This window comes from Nocardiopsis sp. iso_40 (assembly GCF_056173285.1).
The window spans coordinates 3,114,652-3,131,191 of the sequence record NZ_CM149666.1; the positions used below are offsets into that span (position 1 = coordinate 3,114,652).

The window sequence follows — 16,540 nt, forward strand, 5'->3', positions numbered from 1 at the left end:
TTAATAATAACCGGGAAAGCAGTGAAGGGTGAGCGGTTCGGACAGGGAGGGAGTTCCGTGGGAGAGGAAGCGGAGGCCGGGCGCGGCAGGCGCCGGGAAGTCCGTGCGGGAGGTGCCCGCAAGCCTCTCGCCGCCTTGGCCCTGGCCAGTCTTCTCGCCACTTCCTGTGCCGCTGGCCACGAGGACCGGGGCGCGTACGCGCGGGACGTCACGCCGGAAGAGGAGAGCCTGCTGGAGACGGCCGGGCAACTCCTGCTCCGAGAATGCATGGAAAGCCTCGGATTTGAATACCAGGTCGTTTCGGACGACACTGTCGCCGATTTCGAGGAATTCCGTTACGTCATCGACGATCCGGAATGGGCCTCTGAGCACGGCTACGGAACCGATCTTCGGCGCGAGGCCGCGGAACTGCGCGAGAACGACCCCAACGAGCGCTACTTCGAGAGCCTGCCCCCTGAACGCCGGGCCCAGGCGCTGGTGGCCGCCAACGGACCCAGTCCCGTCGGGCTGACGGCGACCACACCCGACGGGATGGAACTCGGCCGCAGCGACCAGGGGTGCCAGTCGCAGGCTGACAGAGAACTCTACGGCGACCTGGCCTCCTGGTTCCAGGCCCGAACCACCGTCGAGGCCCTTCCCGCGCTCCGCCACCAGGGCGTGGTCAACGATCCGCGCTACCTGGAGGCCGTCCGGCCCTGGGCGGACTGCATGCGCGCCGCCGGACACGACTACGCCACACCGGCCGACATCCGCGCCGCCCTGCCTCCCCCGCAGGACCCCCTGCCCCGGCAGGAGGAGATCGGGCTCGCACTGGCGGAAGCCCGCTGCGCCACGGACTCCGGACTGGCCGGGACCGTGGCGGACCTGGACGAACAGCACGAACAGGAACTGCGCGAGCGCCACCGCTCCGCGCTGGAGACGCAGCGGCGTCTGCAACTTGACGCCCTGCCCCGGGCCCGCACCGTCGTCGGTGAGGCGGAGCGGACCGGGGGCCCCGAACTCCGGGGGTGACCCCACCCCCGGAGGAGTAAGAGACACGGCGAGAAAGGCAAGAAACCATGAGGACCAAGCGCATGACAGCCCTGGTCGCCGCGGTGATCACCGCCGCGACCCTGTTCAACGCCCCCGTCGCGCAGGCCCAGGAGGTCGGATCCCCCACCGCGGCCTCGGCCGCCGACGGCAGGCTGCACGCCTACTACGGCTTCGACTACAAGAACCACTGCGGGTCCTGGTCGGGCAACTCCTCCAACTGGCGGTCGTGCCGCAACACCACGTCCTCACTGTGGAACAACGGCTACCCGGGCAACCTCGACGACGTGTGGGTCTACTGGGGGCTCAACCACTCCGGCGCCCGCCGGGGAGTGCACAACGGCGTGGCCCTCGCCAACCTGAGCCGCTGGTCCTTCGACGCCAACACCGGCGCCGGTTCCGGCCAGGCGCTGAACAACAACATCTCCTCCCACAAGTGGACCAACCTGTGACCGATGCGCCGACCACGGCGGGGCCGCACGGCCCGTAACCGGCCCGGGAAGGCGGGGAGGGCCTTCGGGGCGGCGGGGACGACCGTCCTCTCCGTCCCGAAGGCCCTCCTTCGGCACTCGGGGGCGAGACTGGCGGACTCGCGCGTATCCCCGTAGCGCGTACTTCGCCGTTCTAGCTTTCCAGGAGCTTCTTGAGGTCGGTCAGCCAGGTGCGCCAGTCGCTCTTCCACCCGGCGGCACGCTCGGCGGTGGTGATGCGGGTGTGCTCGATGCCGACCAGGGCCTTGGCCTCGCCCTTGGCCTGGAAGGTCACGGCGATACGGGTGGCCTCGGGCAGGTCCGCGGTGAAGCGCCTGCCCGGCTTGGCCGTGCGCTCGGCCGCCTCGACGGGCAGCCAGCGGGCACGCAGTTCGGGGTCGGCGAAGGCCGCGAACAACCGCTCCACCGGAACGTGCACGGTCCTGCTGACGCTGGCGGCGAAACCGTCCTTCTTCTGACCCGGAACGCGCAGACCGCGTTCCTGCTCGTAGGCGACGGTGACGGTCTGGGCCCACCAGCCGTTCACACCGTGCTCCTCCACCAACCAGGCGGCGATCTCGGTGTGGGTACGAGCGGTGGCCTCCCAGGCGTCCAGCAGCGCGAACCAGACCTCGTAGTCGCGGCCGGTGGCCTCGGCGAGCTTGGTGCCGGAGACGCGCTCGCGGATGGTAGCGGCGCCGGTGCCCGCACGCGGGGCGGGTTCGCTGACGGGATCGGAGCCTGGCACGGACTCGGGGTCCGTGATCAGGTGCGCGCGGGCGGCGGTGTAGCTCTCGCCGGTCCTGTCCATCCGGGAACGCACGCGCTGCTTGAAGGACTTCTGGCTGGTCATGACGGCTCCTCGGCGGTCCGCGACGAGCCCCACGCTCCCGCCGCCCCGCCGGAAGGGCCACACGTCAGACCGGCGTCCCGAGAACTCCAGGGTCCCCTTTGCCTCCGCGAGGCCGACGGCGTGGGCGCCGGGGCCGGAGGTTGGGCGCGGGACCGCGCCACGTTCCACTTTACTCCGGTCGCCGGCGGGCCACCACTCCCGAACAAACGGAGCCCGTGCGGGAGCGGTCCGGGTCACCGGGTGCGTCGGGCGCGCAGGACGGTGTCGTGGGTGTGGTGCGAACCCGGCGGCGCGGGGACGACCCGCGGGCGGGTCTCGTTGACGGAGATGTCCCAGTCGGGGCCCAGGAGATCGGCGACCTCGGCGGGCTGGTAGTAGTCCGCGGGAACGTGGCCGTCGTCCAAACGCTCGGGCAGGCCGGTGATGTCGTGGCCGACGAAGAGGAGTGTGCCGCCCGTAGCGACGGCGGACAGCAGCCCGCGCAGTGCGCCGTGGTCGGCCCGGCGCGGGAGTGGGAAGTAGTGGACCGCGACCAGGTCGAAGGCCTCAGCAGGAGGAGGGGTGGTGGTCAGGTCGCCGTGTTTCCACGACACCCGTCCCTGGACGTCGGCTCCGGCGGTGGCCGCGCGTTCCAGGGCGACCTGGGAGATGTCGACTGCGGTGACCAGCCAGCCCCGTCGGGCCAGCCACAGCGCGTCGCCGCCCTCGCCGCAGCCCGCGTCGAGGGCCTGCCCGGGCGGCAGGTCGGTCAGCTCCGTGACGAGGACGCCGTTGGGGTCGCCGCTGAAGAGCTGGGTGCGGCTGCCGTACCTGTCGTCCCAGAACTGTGCGTCCATGATTGGTCTCCTCGGTGACGGGGTTCGGAGAGGTCTGCTGGCCTCCTCCGCCACCACGGTGCCCCGACCACCGGTATTGCGGCAAAGCCTGTTGCCAGAACGGCAATAATTGGGGTCGGGGTCAGGCCGGGTGGTCGTAGACCAGGGTGTGCCGCCAGAACAGGCGTCTGCGTACGCGCGCCCCGGGCAGCTCCCTGGCGGCCACGGCACGGATGCGGGCGAGGGTCTCCCGCGGTTCCGTGGTGGGTGCGCGCATGTGCGGAGGCGGACCGGTAGCCGGGGCCGGGTGTCGACACAGGCCCACGAGCGGGTTGAGCAGGAGTGAGACCAATCCTGTGAACTGGTCGGCCGGACCCTCGTCACGGTGGCAGCCGACGACGACCAGGCGCCCGCCGGGGGCCAGGGCGGCGCGGAGTTCGCGCAGGGTCGGTTCCAGGGGCAGGTGGTGCAGGACCGCGACCAGGGTGATGGCGTCCCAGCGGCGGGTGGTGTCGCGCTGGTCGAACCGGGCCCCGGTGATGGTGACTCCGGGGGTGTCCACGAAGCGGGCCGCGGCGAGCCGCGCGGTTTCCGGGTCTGGTTCCAGACCTGTGACCGAATCCGCTCGGCGGCCCAGGCGGGCGGCCAGGTTTCCGGTGCCGCACCCCACGTCCAGGACCTCGCGTGCCCCGCTGGCCGCGACCCTGCGCACCACCCAGGGGGAGAGGCGGTCGTTGTGGCTCCAGGGGTGGCGCCGGTTGAACCGGTCCAGACGGGAGAGCAGAGGTGTCAGCAGGGGCATGCGGCCACAGTAGTGAGATCGGGATGGGGCCGGCGGTCAGCCCGGGCCGAGCAGGAGGGCCGTCGCGGTCAGGCCCAGCCACGCCGAGCCCAGCCCCAGACACAGGCTCGCCAGCACGTACGACAGGGCCCGGCCCCGAGCTTTGGCCCTGGTGAGCTGGACGCTCTCGTAGGCGAACGTGGAGTAGGTGGTCAGAGCCCCGCACAGCCCCGTGCCCAGGAACGCCGTCGCCTCGAAGGACAGCGGCAGCGCCGCCAACGCGCCCAGGATCAGGCTGCCCACCGCGTTCACCAGCAGGGTCCCCCAGGGGAAGTCCTCCCCGAACCGGCGTTTGAGCGCAAGGTCCACGAGGAATCGGGCGGGGGCTCCCAGGGCGGCACCCAGGGCGACCATCAGCGCGCTCACGGTTGCCCCCTTCCGTTGCGGGACAGGATGCGGTGGGCCAGGGACGAGGCGGCCCAGGCGGCGGTGAGCGCCCCGGCCAGGGTGAGGGCGAGGTAGGCGAGTGCGACCTGTGGTGCTCCCCGTTCCAGGGCGCTCACCACGTCCATGGCGTAGGCGGAGAAGGTGGTGTAGCCGCCGAGGAGGCCCACGCCCCAGAAGGGCCGGACGAAGCGGTTCCCGGGTCGGCGGTGGGCGATCAGCTCCATGAGCAGGCCGATCAGCAGGCTGCCGCTGACGTTGACCGCCAGGACCGTCCAGGAGACCCCGGAGGCCGACTGCGGTCCGAGCACGTCCAGGCCGTGGCGGACCAGTGCGCCCAGGGCCCCGCCCGCGGACACGGCGGCGACCAGGGGCCAAGGAGCGCCCCGTGCGGGTGAGGACATGGGTTCATTCTGCACCTGGGCGACTCCCTCCCCGTACGCGGCCCCGCCCCGAAGGCACCCCTGCCGTGCGGGGAAAAGCCCTGGCCCGCCCGGCGCGGTCCGGGCGATCCCGGGAGTCAGGCGCATCCTCCGACCGGACTGGCGTGTCGGCTGTTCGGGCCACCGGTCCGAGCCCGGCCGCTGTGCCCTGCCGTCCCGTTCAACGCGGGGGCGGCCCGGGGCGGCGGGCGAGCAGTCTCATCCGCCGGGGCGCAGGTGGATCTCGGTGACCTGGGCGTCGCGCGGCAGCTCCAGCACACCGACGACGGCGCGGGCCAGGGTGGCGGGCTGGATGCACGCAGCCGGGTCGTAGTCACGCCCGAACGCGCTCCGCACCTCGCGCAGCAGTTCCGTGGCGGTCCCGCCAGGGTGGACACCGCTCACCCGCACCCCGTGCGCGGCCTCCTCCTGGCGCAGGGAGCCCGCCAGCTCGCTCAGCCCCGCCTTGCTCGCGGCGAAGGCCGCCCACCCCGGCACCTCGCGCAGACCGGGTGCGGCGTTGACCAGCACCACGTGCCCGCGGCTGGCGCGCAGGGCGGGCAGCAGGGCGCGGGTGAGTTCGGCGGCCGAGACCAGGTTGACCGCCAGCACCTCCTGCCACAGACTCACCGGTGAATCCGCGACCGGGGCGACCGGGGACACCCCGGCGCAGTGCACGAACGCGTCCAGTTCCCCGAGGTCGGCCACCGCCTCGGCGAGGGCTTCGGGGCGGCGCAGGTCGGCTCGCACCGTGCGTACCCGCGGACGTCCGCGGGAGAGTGCGGCGAGGCGCTCGCGGTCACGGCCCAGAGCCGTGACCGACCATTCCCGCGCCACCAGTGCGTCCACCAGGGCCGAGCCGATCCCACCGGTCGCCCCGCTGACCAGGACCCTGCCGCTGGCCGGATCCGTACCGTCGGCCGGGGGCGCTTCGTGTGCCTCGTTCGCTGTCATGGCGGAGAGCCTGGCACGGGCGCCGCGCCAGGGGCCACGGATTTACGGGTGCCGCCCCGCCCTCGTCCGCCGACCAGTGCGCGGTCCCGCTCGGCTTCGTCCCCGTTCACCCCGCCGGAACTCCCTAGGCTGAAGCCATGAACCTGGACCTGGTCACCATCGTCGTCGACGACTACGATCCCGCGATCGAATTCTTCGTCAGCGCCCTGGGCTTCGAACTCGTGGAGGACTCGCCCTCGCTGACCGACGACGGGCGCCCCAAACGCTGGGTCGTGGTACGTCCGCCCGGGGCGGGGACGGGCGTGCTCCTCGCCCGGGCCGACGGTGACGGACAGGCCGGGGTGGTCGGAGACCAGGTCGCCGGACGCGTCGGTTTCTTCCTGCGTGTGGACGATTTCCAGGCGGCCCACACACGTATGGCGGCTGCCGGGGTCCGGTTCGTCACCGAGCCGCGCACGGAGCCCTACGGTCGTGTCGCGGTCTTTCTCGACATCGCCGGAAACCGTTGGGACCTGCTCGGCTGAGCGGACCCGCTCCGTCATCCCCGTGACCGGGAGCGGCCGTCCCCCGGTGTGGCGCCACCGGGGGACGGGGTTCCTGGCCGGGTTCCGGCTCCGGAGGGGCCCGGCCCTCCGGTGTTCCTGGGAGGTGCCTAGCTGACCGTGGCCGGTTCGGGGTTCCCCTCGGCGAACTGGGTCCGGTGGAGTTCGGCGTAGCGTCCGCCCCGGGCCAGGAGTTCGGTGTGGGTGCCGCGCTCCACGACCCGTCCGGCCTCGACCACGAGGATGGCGTCGGCGGCGCGCACGGTGGAGAGCCGGTGGGCGATGACCAGGGCGGTGCGGCCCTCCAGTGCCTCGGCCAGGGCCGCCTGGACCGCGGCTTCGGAGGTGGAGTCCAGGGCGGAGGTGGCCTCGTCCAGGATGACCACCTCGGGTCCGGCCAGGAGGAGGCGGGCGATGGTCAGCCGCTGGCGTTCACCGCCGGAGAACCGGTAGCCGCGTTCACCGACCACCGTGTCCAGGCCCTCGGGCAGGGAGGCGACCAGGGTGTCCAGGCGGGCCCGGCGCAGCGCGTCCCAGATCTGGTCGTCGGTGGCTTCGGGGGAGCCCAGACGCAGGTTGGCGCGGATGGACTCGTGGAAGAGGTGGCCGTCCTGGGTGACCATGCCCAGGGTGGCGCGGATGGAGTCGAAGGTGAGGTCGCGGACGTCGGTCCCGGCCAGGCGTACGGTGCCCTCGTCCACGTCGTACAGGCGGGGGGTGAGTTGGGCGATGGTGGACTTGCCCGCGCCGGAGGAGCCGACCAGGGCCACGGTCTGCCCGGGTTCGACGCGGAAGGACACCTCGTGCAGGACGGGCCCGTTGTCGGTGGTGTCGAGGGTGGCGACCTCCTCCAGGGAGGCCAGGGAGACCCTGTCGGCGGTGGGGTATCCGAAGGTGACGCCGTCGAACTCCAGGGACACCGGTCCCTCGGGGACCGGACGCGCGTCCGGCTTCTCGTCCACCAGGGGCTTGAGGTCGAGGATCTCGAAGACCCGGCTGAAGCTGACCAGGGCGCTCATGACCTCCACGCGGGCGCTGGCCAGGGCGGTCAGCGGCGCGTACAGGCGGGTGAGGAGCATGCCCATGGACACGACGGTTCCGGCGTCGATCTGGCCGCGCAGGGCGTAGAAGCCGCCGAGCCCGTAGACCAGGGCCAGGGCGAGCGCGGAGACCAGGGTCAGGGCGGTGAAGAACACCTCCTGGACCATGGCGGTGCGGACGCCGATGTCGCGGACGCGGGAGGCGCGGCGGGCGAATTCGGCGGACTCCTCGCCGGGCCGGCCGAAGAGCTTGACCAGGGTGGCGCCGGGCGCGGAGAAGCGCTCGGTCATCTGGGTGCCCATGGCGGCGTTGTGGAGGGTGCGTTCGCGTTCGATCTTCGCGAGGCGGGCGCCCATGCGGCGGGCGGGCAGGACGAAGACGGGCAGCAGCAGGAGCGCGATCAGGGTGATCTGCCAGGACAGGGTGGCCATGACGGCCAGGGCGAGGACGAGGGTGACGAGGTTGCTGATCACCCCGGACAGCACGTCGCTGAAGGCGCGTTGGGCGCCGATGACGTCGTTGTTGAGCCGACTGACCAGGGCTCCGGTGCGGGTGCGGGTGAAGAAGGCGACCGGCATGCGTTGGACGTGGTCGTAGACGTTGGTGCGCAGGTCCAGGATGAGTCCCTCGCCGATCCTGGCGGACAGCCACCGCACGATCAGGGACAGGGCCGCCTCGGCGACCGCGACGAGGGCGATGAGCCCGGCGAGGCGGAGGACGGGTTCGATCGCGGAGCCGCTGACGATGGCGTTGACGACCTCCCCGGCCAGGAGCGGGGAGGCCACGGCCAGGACTGCCGTGAGCACGCTCAGGGCGAGGAACCAGCCCAGGTGCCGGGAGTGGGGGCGGGCGAAGGAGGCGATCCTGCGCAGGATCGGCAGGGAGAAGGGGCGCTGGTCCTCTTGGGCGTGCATCGCGTGGTAGATCGAGTTCCACGCGGCCATTTCCATACTCATGGTCGTCCACCGGTCCGTTGGGTTGGGTTCCCTTGAACCGTAGAACCTCAACATTAGTTGAGGTCAAGTTTCCGACCAAACTTCTTTTTTTGTCCTTATAGTCACCTATCCAAGGGAATTTTAGGGTAGCTTAAGGAACTAAAAGGAGGTTCCATGTCATGAGCATGATCTACCGGACCGAAGCCGGAGGGCTGAGGCTGCAGGAGCGGTACCGCCAGGCCCTGGCGGAGGGGCCGGTCCCTGCCGAGCACCTGTACCTGCCCACCCGCGAGGGAGAGACCTTCGTGCTCGCCTGCGGGCCCGAGCAGGCCCCGCCGCTGGTACTGCTGCACGGCTCGGGGGCCAACACCACCGCCTGGTTCGCGGACCTGCCCGCCTGGTCGGAGCACTTCCGGGTGTACGCGGTGGACCTGCCCGGTGAACCCGGGCTGAGCGCGCCCGCACGCCCCGACCTGGCCACCGAGGCCAGCGCGCTGTGGCTGGACGACGTGTGCGCCGGTCTGGGTCTGGAACAGACCGCCCTGGCGGGGATGTCCCTGGGCGGCTGGACCGCGCTGGACTACACGATCCGCCGCCCCGACCGGGTCACCCGGCTGTCACTGCTGTGCCCCGGCGGCGCGGGTGCCCAGAGGCGGTGGCGGATCCTGGGCGCGGCCCTGCTGATGCTGTTCGGGCGCAGGGGCAAACGCCTGGCCGCCCGGTTGATGACCGGCTTGGACCGACCCGGGGACCAGGCGGTGCTGGACTCGGTGGTCGAGAACTTCGCCCAGTTCCGTCCGCGTACCGAGACCCTGCCGGTCTTCTCGGACGAGGCCTTGCACACCCTGGCCGTACCGGTCCAGGTGACCGTGGGCGAGCGCGACCTGATGTTCGACTCGGCCCAGACCGCCCGGCGGGTACGCGAGTGCGTTCCGCACGCCCAGGTCAGGGTCCTGCCCGGCGTCGGTCATGCCGTCCTCGGCCAGACCGAACCGGTGCTGGACTTCCTACGGGGTTGAGCACCGTGCGTCAGGGACGCCCGGCCAGGGCGGCGGCGCTGACCGCGTTGGCCGCCACGATCGCCAGGATCGCTGCACCCTCCACCCAGTCCAGGACCTGCCCCAGGACCAGCCAGCCCGCCAGCGCCGCCATCACCGGATGCACGCTCATGAACAACCCGAAGAAGCTGGCCGGGACCCGTCGCAACGCGTACAGGTCGCCCAGGAAGGGCACCATGGAGGACAGCACCCCGGCCGCGGCCGCGCAGGCGACAGCCACCGGGGTGGGCGGGTTCAGGTACAGCACGGCGCCCCCGACCGGCACGAACACCAGAGCGGAGGCACCCGCTGCCGCCGCCGAACCCTCGATACCCGGCAACCGTCGTCCCACCGTCCGGTTGAGCAGGATGTACCCCGCCCAGCACGCCGCCGCCATCAGGGCCAGGGTGAGCCCGGCATAGTCGGTGGAGGGTTGCGGACGCATCAGTGCCGTGACCGCGCCGCCCGCAGCCAGCGCGCACACCAGGTCGGTCCAACGGCGTGAACCGGCCAAGGCCACCGCCAAGGGGCCGAGGAACTCCAGGGTGACGGCCAGCCCCAGGCCGATGCGGTCGATCGCCAGGTACAGGGTCAGGTTCATCGCGCCGAACACGACCGCCATCGACAACACCGGCCACCACTGCGACCACGTAAACGAACGCAGCTGGGGCCGCCCCACCACCACCAGAACCGCACCGGCGACCCACTGCCGGATGGCGACCACCCCGGCCGGTCCGATCACCGGGAAGGCCAGGGCCCCGGTGGCCGCTCCGACCTGGTTGGAGGTGCCCCCGGCCAGCATCACGGCCACACCTCGCCAGCGCCCCGAACCCGTTCCCGGGTCGGTGTTCGCGACTGCGTGCCCGCTCTGTTCGGCACCGGTGGAAGTCGTCATACCGCGAGCGTCCTCCGAGAACTCAGATACGCAAAATGCATACGAGTGATCATCTATACGCTGGGGTTATGGATCTCGAACTTCGCCACCTGCGGTGCCTGGTCGCGATTGTCGACACTGGCAGCTTCAGTGACGCCGCCCTCGAACTGGAGGTCTCCCAGGCAGCGGTCTCCCGAACACTCGCCGCCCTGGAAGGCGTCCTGGGTGTGCGGCTGCTTCACCGCACCAGCCGCAATGTCACCCCCACCACGGCGGGGGTCCAGGTGCTGGCCCGCGCCCGCCATCTGCTGGCCGAGGCCGACAACCTGGTCAGCGAGGCCACCACCGGCCACACCCGCCTGCGGGTGGGCCACGCCTGGTCAGCGGTGGGTCGGCACACCTCCGAGTTCCAACGCCGCTGGTCCGACCTGTACCCGGACGTGGCTCTGCACCTGGTTCGCACCAACACCCCCACCGGAGGGTTGGCCGAGGGCCTGTGCGACCTGTCGGTGGTCCGGGCGGCCTTCGACGGCAGGCGCTTCGACAGCGCTGTGGTGGGGTACGAACAGCGCCATTGCGCGATGGCCTCCGACGACCCCTGGGCACGGCGCCGTTCCTTACGTCTTGCCGAACTCTCCGACCGGCTCCTGCTCTTCGACCGCCGCACCGGGACCACCACCGCCGACCTGTGGCCGGAGGGCGCACGCCCGACGATGGAGCACACCAACGACATCGACGACTGGCTGGCGGAGATCGCCACCGGGCGGGCCGTCGGCATCACCCCGGAGAGCACCGCCACCCAGTACCGGCGCGACGGGATCGTCTTCCGTCCCCTGCGCGATGCCCCGCTCATCCCCGTCCGGCTGGTCTGGCGCCGCCACGACCCGCATCCGGCTACGCACGCCGCAGTCGCGCTGCTCTCGGAGTTGTACACGAAAAGACGCTGAACGCGCCGACCCGGCAGGGCTTCCAACTCCTCCCCGCAGGCGGAACAGTCGCTGTCGGCACCGGTTCCCGGCGGTCCCTCCCTCTCCGAGGAGCCGCCCCGGCGCTCAACGAGTGGACACGATCCTGTGCCGCCGCAGCCGCTGACCGGGTCCCGCGTCGGGGGCGGACAGGACCCGCACACCCGTGCCCTCGGGGGCGAGCAGCAACGCGCGGGCGAGGGTGGACTCGGCCTGGGCCAGCACACGCAGGACCGTCGGCAGCGTCAGGGCGAACAGTGCTCCGCCGACCATGTGGACCGCGAGGGTGGCCAGCACCGGGTACTCGGGGAGGACGACGCTGCCCACGTCGGTGTAACCGGGGACGAAGTACAGCGACCAGCCCCAGAGCGGGTAGAGCAGCCCGCCCAGAGCGAGCGCCCACCAGGTCACGGCGACGGTGAAGGTGACCAGGGAGACCGGGAGGCGCAGCAGGGGATGCAGTCCGTCCAGCCAGGTGCGCGAACAGGTCAGCGGGTTGAGCAGGCGCCGCAGGGGACCGGCCCCCTGCGGCGCCCCGCGGTAGGGCAGGCGCATCACCGGGTGCCCGTAGAGGTCCGAGAGGCGGATGCGGTCCGCGTGTGCCACCCCCCGGGCCGCGACCAGGGTGGCGGACAGCAGCACCAGGCCCACGAACAGCACGGAGGTACCGGCTCCGACGGCCAGGCCGGTCAGGACGAGGACGAAGGAGGGGAGCGCCAGAGGGAAGCCCAGCAGAACGTAGCGGGTGTCCCGACCCATACGGGTGAAGAGGGAGGAGCTCATGTTCCCGACGCTACGCCGGGAGGCTCGCCCGAGTCATGGCTGCGGACGGGCGAGTCCGTGGTGGTGCCAGCCCTACCGTCCGTCGGCGCGGTCGGGCCCGCCGGAACGGTTGCAGCCCGTACGGTGCCGATGATCCGGCCCGGGTGGAGCAGGGCGGTGCGGCCGCTCTACGGCGAAAGGCCCCGGGCCGGGCGCGAGCACTTCCCGAACTTGTACATACTGGTTGGCGTAGTCGGACGGAACCGAGGGGAGCGGGGCGTGGGCACCATGCGGAGCGGCCGGGGCGCGCCGGACGAACAGGCCAAGATCGACTTCCGGGGCGCGGTGGCCGCCGACGTCCCCGCCCTGGTGGATCTGGTCAACTCCTGTTACCGGGGCGACAGCTCCCGGCAGGGCTGGACCACCGAGGCCGACTTCCTCGATGGCCAGCGGGTGGGCGCCGAGGGCATGGCCGAACTGCTCTCCCGCCCCAACACCCTGGTGCTGGTCGGTGAGTCCGAAGGGGAGATCGTCACCTGCTGTGAGCTGCAGCGCAGTGTCAACGGAGCGTACTTCGGGATGTTCTCGGTGCGCCCCGAACTCCAGGGCGCGGGTCTGGGCAGGATCGTCCTGGCCGAGGCCGAGCGCATGGCCGCCCGGGAGTGGGGGTGCCGACTGATGCGGATGAAGGTCCTCAAGCAGCGTCCCGAACTGATCGCCTGGTACGAGCGGCGGGGTTACACCAACACCGGCAGGACCGAGCCCTTCCCCTACGGCGACGAGGCGTTCGGGCTGCCCAAGCGGGACGACCTGGCCTTCGTCGAGCTCACCCGGGAACTGCCCGCCGACTAGCGGCGGGGAGCCCGGGTCAGGTCAGGTCTGCTCCAGGTTGGCCGACATCCGCTCCAGGACGTCGACGGTGTCCTGGTACTCCTGGTCGCTGACCCCCTCGCACAGCCGGCTCCGGGTCCGCTGGACCTGTTCCAGGAGTTCTCCGTGCGCCCGGTGGCCCTGCGTGGTCAGTTCCAACGACTCCGAGCCGCTCACCCAGCCGCGTCGGCGCAGAGTCTCCACAACCGGGGCGACGGTGGTTTCGTCCTCCTCCAGAAACGGGGTCAGGCGCTGGTCCAGGTCGTGTACCGTGCCGGATGCGCCGTGCAGGGAGTTGAGCACCTGCCACTGGCGTCGCCCGAGCGACTCCGAGGCCAGGGCGCGGTTGAAGTCGTTCTCGATGAGTCGGTCCAGGTGTTTGAGCCAGAATCCGATCGGTAGGTCGGACATGGTTCCTCCGGGTGGCCAATGACTACGTGCCGATAGATCAACGATATATCGCCGACCGGGGCGCGGCCAGCGTTGCCGGAGAGTGTCCGATGTGTTCGCCGACCGGCCCGTTCACGGTGGTTCAGCCGGGGACCCGGCACAGGACCGCGCCGCGGGGGATGACGAACACGGCGTCGGGGTGTTCGCTCCAGCGACGCCAGCCCGCGGAGATCTCCGCCAGCTCCTCCTCGGTGGCGTACCCCTTCCGAACCGCGTCGCGGCCCATCGCCGACTCCAGGATCCGGCGCGCCCACATGCCTCCCCACCAGGCGCGGCGGTCGGGCTCGGAGTGGTTCCAGACCTCGGCGACATAGCTCACCTCCCCGAACCCGGCCGCGTGCGCCCAGGCGAGCAGGTGGCGCCCGGCGTCGGGTTCGCCTCCGTTGAGGCGGGCCATTCTCTGGTACAGGTCCATCCAGGAGTCCAGTTCGGGCAGGCGCGGGTACCAGTGCATGGCCGAGTAGTCGCTGTCGCAGGCCGCCACCACACCGCCCGGCCTGGCGACGCGGCCCATCTCGGCCAGGGCGCGTACCGGGTCGCCCACGTGCTGGAGGACCTGGTGGGCGTGGACGACGTCGAAGGCGTCGTCGGGCAGGTCCAGATCGTGGACGTCGCCGACCAGGAAGTCGATGTTGGCGACGCCCGCCTCCTCGGCACCCGCGCGGGCCTGCTCGACCGCCTCGGCGGAGTTGTCCACCGCGGTGACCCGGCCGGGGGCGACCCTGCGGGCGAGGTCGGCGGTGATACTGCCCGGGCCGCACCCCACGTCCAGCAGGGAGCGGCCGGGGCGTATCTCGTCCAGGGCGTAGGCGGCGGAGTTCTCCGCGTCGCGCCACAGGTAGGAGGTGGTGACCGTCGGGTGCTGTCCGTGGGTGTACCTGGCCATCGCGTGCCGTCCTTCGTTCCGGGGTCCTGATCGGACACCCTACCCTCTTGTCTCTATAAATGAGATTCAGTTCTCATTATTAGAGACGATCCTTGCTGGGGCTGATCGACGGGAAAACATTCGGCGCCGCCCGGTCCCGACGGGCCGGCGGAGGCCCTCACCGGCCTGGGGCAGGACCCCGAGGAGGTCAAGGAGCGCGACCCGAGCACCCCCGGCCGGCTGCCCGGTATACGCGGCTCAGGCGGCGGTCAGTCGCCGCCCCAGCGCGTCCAGGTCGGGGACGAACCAGCACTGTGTGCCGCGGTCGCACTCGCGGACGAGGGCGCGGAAGGTGTCACTGGCCGCCACCTGCCGCGAGACGTCCCCGACGAGGGCCAGGCGGAGCCGGTAATTGGCGAACTTCTGGAGGAAATCGCCCGCCACGCCCGTACGCAGCCGAAAGAAGTCGGGGTCGAGGCGTTCGACGGGCACCGCTATCCAGGTGACGCCGTGGTGGAAGGCGTCCCCGATCACGTCCGCTGCCTCGCGCAGGGGTGGGCCGCCCGACGGGCAGAGCATGACCGGGTGCCCGCCCACCTGGCGGGTTTCGGGGAGGGCCTCGGACACGGGTTCTGCTCCCCTTCCGTCCGGACGCGGGGCGGGCGTGTTCGGGAGGTTCACGTCCGGTCGCCCGTGAGGGAGTCGATGTACCCCAGCAGGACGGCGGTGGAGGCCAGGTCACCCACGATGACGACCTTCAGCCGGGAGCGCTCCGGATCGTGGACGACCTGGACGTGCGAGCGTCCTCGTTCCTCGGGCCGCCCGGTGACGGTGAGCAGGGTGGTCAGACGGTCGGCTGTGGCCCGGTCGACCCCGTCGACCTGCACGACGGTGGACGCCTCCGCGCGGAGGGCCTCCCCGGTAGCGGGGGATCCTTCCTCGGCCAGGGGGCCGCCGGTGAACTCCTCCAGGTCACGGCGCCGGATCCGGTACTGCTTACCGATCCGGGTGGCCGCCAGGCGCCCTTCCCGGACGTAGGCGCGCACGGTCTTGACGTGCAGACCCAGAAGGTCCGCGACCTGGTCCACCGAGTAGTACTGCTGGGCCACGTCTCTCCTCACCAACGTCTTACTCAACCTCAAATTTCCCTAAGCGTACTTGAAAGTAGGGAAGGAAAGAGAATTTTGAGGATTTTGGCGCTGGAATGAGGGGCCGGGTACGGATGAGAGGAGCAGACCCCCCGGGGAGAGGAGAGGGTCATGGCGCTCCTGCACGGGATCAGGCCGAGTCCGACCACTACTGGGACCGGCTCACCGACGGCGGCCAGGAGAGCTAGTGCGGCTGGCTCCGGAACAGGTTCGGACCGTCCTGGCAGGTCCACTCGGAGAAGCTGAACACCCTGTTGAAGGATCCAGACCCCGAGCGAGCGCACCGGGCCGCCCCGGCCATGCTCATGATGCGCCGGGCCGCCGACGGCACCTGCCCCTCACCCCGGCCCGCTCAGGAACGCAGCGCGCAGTCCCCGCACAGACCGCCCCCGGGCAACCGGTAGTACAGGCAGCAGGTGGTGCGCCCGAACACAGCCGACCCCGACCGGTCCACCCCCGTGTAGGCGCCGGTCCCCTTCAGGGAGGGGCGTTCCAGCATCATCTGGACCACCTCCTGCGCCCCCGGCCGGTGCTCGGGCCGGGCCTCGCCCAGGGCCCGGGCCGCCCCGGCCAGCGCCGACGCTGTGTTGCCGCGCAGCAGGCCGGGGGAGATCCGTCCGATGCCGGCCAACCCCGCCTCGACCTCCGCCAGAGCCCCTCCCACCACGGTCTGGTCCAGCCACTCCGCGATCTCCCCGGGACGGTCGGACATCGGTTCGGCCCGACTCTGTGCCGTGCGCAGCACCAGTGTCCCCGCACGCTCGGGTTCGAGAAGGAAGTGAGCGGCCCGCAGACGCACCCCGTGGCACAGTGCGGCAGCCAGGACGGGAGACAGCATCCGGGAGGCCAACCCCTGGTGGAACAACGACGCGCCCACCCGCCACTCCACATCCTCGGCCCGCCCGCCCGACAACGCCCCCAGCCGGGCCCGCACCAGCTCCACCTCCTCGGCGACCCGCTCCCGGGCGAGCCCGTCACCGGTGGCCGGTACCCACCCCGGCGCCGGCGGCCCGGGCTGCACCCGGAAGAACATGTTGACCCGACCGACGTCCAGGAGTACCGGGGTGAGTGGCGATTCCCAGCCCGGAAGCCAGGTCGACCGGTGGTACCCGTGGCCACACATCGGAACCTCCCCGCGAACACCCGCCGTGCGCGCACCATCGGACCACGTCCGGGACCGCGGCGCCAACCGGGCAGCCTGCCCGGGCCCTACCAGCGCGAACGCTCCAGTGCGGCACCACCGGAACGGTAGTGTCAGCACCACCCGCGTTTCTCGTGCTGAT

The 16,540-nt window shown here is 71.3% G+C and carries 20 protein-coding genes; 6 read left to right on the forward strand and 14 right to left on the reverse strand.

Annotation, left to right across the window (positions count from 1 at the left end):
- Positions 1-57: 57 nt before the first annotated feature.
- Both AC0VYD_RS13650 and AC0VYD_RS13655 read left to right on the forward strand, forming a co-directional pair.
- Complete coding sequence (locus AC0VYD_RS13650) at positions 58-1,011, forward strand: hypothetical protein (RefSeq protein WP_475475907.1); 954 nt, start codon at positions 58-60, stop codon at positions 1,009-1,011.
- 47 nt (positions 1,012-1,058) lie between these two features.
- Positions 1,059-1,481, forward strand: a complete 423-nt coding sequence (locus tag AC0VYD_RS13655) for a hypothetical protein (RefSeq protein WP_475475908.1) — start codon at positions 1,059-1,061, stop codon at positions 1,479-1,481.
- A gap of 172 nt (positions 1,482-1,653) precedes the next feature.
- On the opposite strand, the gene AC0VYD_RS13660 is transcribed toward AC0VYD_RS13655, so the two are convergent.
- The 6 genes from AC0VYD_RS13660 to AC0VYD_RS13685 all read right to left on the reverse strand — a co-directional run bounded on the left by AC0VYD_RS13660 (position 1,654) and on the right by AC0VYD_RS13685 (position 5,768).
- Positions 1,654-2,352 carry an SRPBCC domain-containing protein gene (locus tag AC0VYD_RS13660; protein WP_475475909.1) on the reverse strand — a complete coding sequence of 233 codons (699 nt, stop codon included), beginning with the start codon at positions 2,350-2,352 and terminating at the stop codon, positions 1,654-1,656.
- Positions 2,353-2,585: 233 nt separating this feature from the next.
- Positions 2,586-3,188, reverse strand: a complete 603-nt coding sequence (locus AC0VYD_RS13665) for a class I SAM-dependent methyltransferase (RefSeq protein ID WP_475475910.1) — start codon at positions 3,186-3,188, stop codon at positions 2,586-2,588.
- Between the two features lie 121 nt (positions 3,189-3,309).
- Positions 3,310-3,969, reverse strand: coding sequence for a class I SAM-dependent methyltransferase (locus AC0VYD_RS13670; protein ID WP_475475911.1), 660 nt, complete (start codon positions 3,967-3,969; stop codon positions 3,310-3,312).
- 36 nt (positions 3,970-4,005) lie between these two features.
- On the reverse strand, positions 4,006-4,374 hold the full coding sequence (gene crcB, locus AC0VYD_RS13675) for a fluoride efflux transporter CrcB (protein WP_475475912.1): 369 nt from the start codon (positions 4,372-4,374) through the stop codon (positions 4,006-4,008).
- Positions 4,371-4,796, reverse strand: coding sequence for a fluoride efflux transporter FluC (locus AC0VYD_RS13680; protein WP_475475913.1), 426 nt, complete (start codon positions 4,794-4,796; stop codon positions 4,371-4,373). The genes crcB and AC0VYD_RS13680 overlap by 4 nt, the downstream gene beginning before the upstream one ends.
- A 237-nt stretch (positions 4,797-5,033) precedes the next feature.
- Complete coding sequence (locus tag AC0VYD_RS13685; protein WP_475475914.1) at positions 5,034-5,768, reverse strand: SDR family oxidoreductase; 735 nt, start codon at positions 5,766-5,768, stop codon at positions 5,034-5,036.
- A gap of 137 nt (positions 5,769-5,905) precedes the next feature.
- Between AC0VYD_RS13685 and AC0VYD_RS13690 the strand changes: the two genes are divergently transcribed.
- Entirely contained in the window at positions 5,906-6,292 is a 387-nt protein-coding gene (locus AC0VYD_RS13690; protein ID WP_475475915.1) for a VOC family protein, read from the forward strand.
- A gap of 128 nt (positions 6,293-6,420) precedes the next feature.
- Here AC0VYD_RS13690 and AC0VYD_RS13695 read toward each other — a convergent pair whose 3' ends face one another.
- On the reverse strand, positions 6,421-8,307 hold the full coding sequence (locus tag AC0VYD_RS13695) for an ABC transporter ATP-binding protein (RefSeq protein ID WP_475475916.1): 1,887 nt from the start codon (positions 8,305-8,307) through the stop codon (positions 6,421-6,423).
- A 158-nt stretch (positions 8,308-8,465) separates the two neighbouring features.
- Between AC0VYD_RS13695 and AC0VYD_RS13700 the strand changes: the two genes are divergently transcribed.
- Positions 8,466-9,305 carry an alpha/beta fold hydrolase gene (locus AC0VYD_RS13700; protein WP_475475917.1) on the forward strand — a complete coding sequence of 280 codons (840 nt, stop codon included), beginning with the start codon at positions 8,466-8,468 and terminating at the stop codon, positions 9,303-9,305.
- Positions 9,306-9,315: 10 nt separating this feature from the next.
- Here AC0VYD_RS13700 and AC0VYD_RS13705 read toward each other — a convergent pair whose 3' ends face one another.
- Positions 9,316-10,218, reverse strand: a complete 903-nt coding sequence (locus tag AC0VYD_RS13705) for an EamA family transporter (protein WP_475475918.1) — start codon at positions 10,216-10,218, stop codon at positions 9,316-9,318.
- A gap of 68 nt (positions 10,219-10,286) precedes the next feature.
- On the opposite strand from AC0VYD_RS13705, the gene AC0VYD_RS13710 reads away from it, so the two are divergent.
- Positions 10,287-11,144 (forward strand): LysR family transcriptional regulator, encoded by an 858-nt coding sequence (locus AC0VYD_RS13710; RefSeq protein WP_475475919.1) that lies wholly within the window; start codon positions 10,287-10,289, stop codon positions 11,142-11,144.
- Positions 11,145-11,249: 105 nt separating this feature from the next.
- On the opposite strand, the gene AC0VYD_RS13715 is transcribed toward AC0VYD_RS13710, so the two are convergent.
- Entirely contained in the window at positions 11,250-11,945 is a 696-nt protein-coding gene (locus tag AC0VYD_RS13715; RefSeq protein WP_475475920.1) for a sensor domain-containing protein, read from the reverse strand.
- A 267-nt stretch (positions 11,946-12,212) separates the two neighbouring features.
- On the opposite strand from AC0VYD_RS13715, the gene AC0VYD_RS13720 reads away from it, so the two are divergent.
- A complete protein-coding gene (locus AC0VYD_RS13720; protein ID WP_475480262.1) occupies positions 12,213-12,776 on the forward strand; it encodes a GNAT family N-acetyltransferase in 564 nt (187 codons plus the stop codon).
- 21 nt (positions 12,777-12,797) lie between these two features.
- Here the strand turns inward: AC0VYD_RS13720 and AC0VYD_RS13725 are convergent, their stop codons facing one another.
- The 5 genes from AC0VYD_RS13725 to AC0VYD_RS13745 all read right to left on the reverse strand — a co-directional run bounded on the left by AC0VYD_RS13725 (position 12,798) and on the right by AC0VYD_RS13745 (position 16,380).
- Positions 12,798-13,205, reverse strand: coding sequence for a MarR family winged helix-turn-helix transcriptional regulator (locus AC0VYD_RS13725; RefSeq protein WP_475475921.1), 408 nt, complete (start codon positions 13,203-13,205; stop codon positions 12,798-12,800).
- Between the two features lie 121 nt (positions 13,206-13,326).
- Positions 13,327-14,130 (reverse strand): class I SAM-dependent methyltransferase, encoded by an 804-nt coding sequence (locus AC0VYD_RS13730; protein ID WP_475475922.1) that lies wholly within the window; start codon positions 14,128-14,130, stop codon positions 13,327-13,329.
- Between the two features lie 237 nt (positions 14,131-14,367).
- Positions 14,368-14,736, reverse strand: a complete 369-nt coding sequence (locus AC0VYD_RS13735; RefSeq protein WP_475475923.1) for a DUF4180 domain-containing protein — start codon at positions 14,734-14,736, stop codon at positions 14,368-14,370.
- Between the two features lie 50 nt (positions 14,737-14,786).
- Positions 14,787-15,218 carry a helix-turn-helix domain-containing protein gene (locus AC0VYD_RS13740; protein WP_475475924.1) on the reverse strand — a complete coding sequence of 144 codons (432 nt, stop codon included), beginning with the start codon at positions 15,216-15,218 and terminating at the stop codon, positions 14,787-14,789.
- Positions 15,219-15,609: 391 nt separating this feature from the next.
- Positions 15,610-16,380 carry a (2Fe-2S)-binding protein gene (locus AC0VYD_RS13745; protein WP_475475925.1) on the reverse strand — a complete coding sequence of 257 codons (771 nt, stop codon included), beginning with the start codon at positions 16,378-16,380 and terminating at the stop codon, positions 15,610-15,612.
- Positions 16,381-16,540: the final 160 nt, after the last annotated feature.